We start from the raw sequence: 764 nt of genomic DNA, 5'->3' as shown, positions 1-764 counted from the left end.
GCGATCGCGGTCCCGTTGAACGAGAGCAAGAGGAGCCACGCGATCGCTTGCAGCGGTGCCAGCGCCGCCGTCGCCAGCAGTTTCGCGTCGATCACGTCCGCGAGCGAGAGCGGCGCGACGCGGAGCAACTCGAGGGTCCCCCGCTGGCGCTCCTCGATCAGCGAGTCCACGACGATGGAGCCGCTGATGAACACCGGCAGGAAACACAGCAGCGGCAGCAGGATGGTGTAGGTGAAGCCGACGTACGGGCTCGCCTCGATCTCGTCCGGTACCGGCACCGGTGACTGCTCGAGTCGACTGTTCTCCACGTGTCCCTGGCGTTCGACGCGCTCGACGTGTTCCAGGGTATCCCGAAGCTGGACGACGAGCAGGGTCGTCCGGAGCCCCGACTCGGACGCGGTCGCCCTCACGACGAGTTGCCCGTCGTCGTTTCTGTTCGCATCGAGCACGGCCGACACCGCGCCGGCGTCGAAGGCGTCGTAGGCGGCCCCGCGGTCGTCGTACCGCTGGGCGGTGACGCCGTCCCGTTCGTTCGCGACTGCGAGCAGCGTGTCAGTATCGTCCCCGGTGACGGCGAACTCGGTCCGATAGCCGTCGACCGCCCCCGGGTCGGACAGCGAGACGAGGCCGACGACCAGAAACGAGGAGAAGGCCGCGATGAACAGCTGAATCGCGAGCGCCAGCAGTATCGTTTTCTCGGAGCGCAACGAGGCCAGTTCGCGGCGCGCGACGGCCCAGCGCGCGCCCCAACTCGAGCCCGCGTC

General features: G+C 68.5%; 1 protein-coding gene. It reads right to left on the bottom strand.

Annotation, left to right across the window (positions count from 1 at the left end; all coding sequences use genetic code 11):
- Positions 1–764: ABC transporter permease (locus PGX04_RS25475; protein WP_273741056.1), on the bottom strand; the 764-nt coding region annotated here is incomplete at both ends.

This window comes from Natrinema soli, assembly GCF_028618695.1.
Note: the sequence above shows the minus strand (reverse complement) of the source record. Positions and strands in the feature narration are given on the sequence as shown.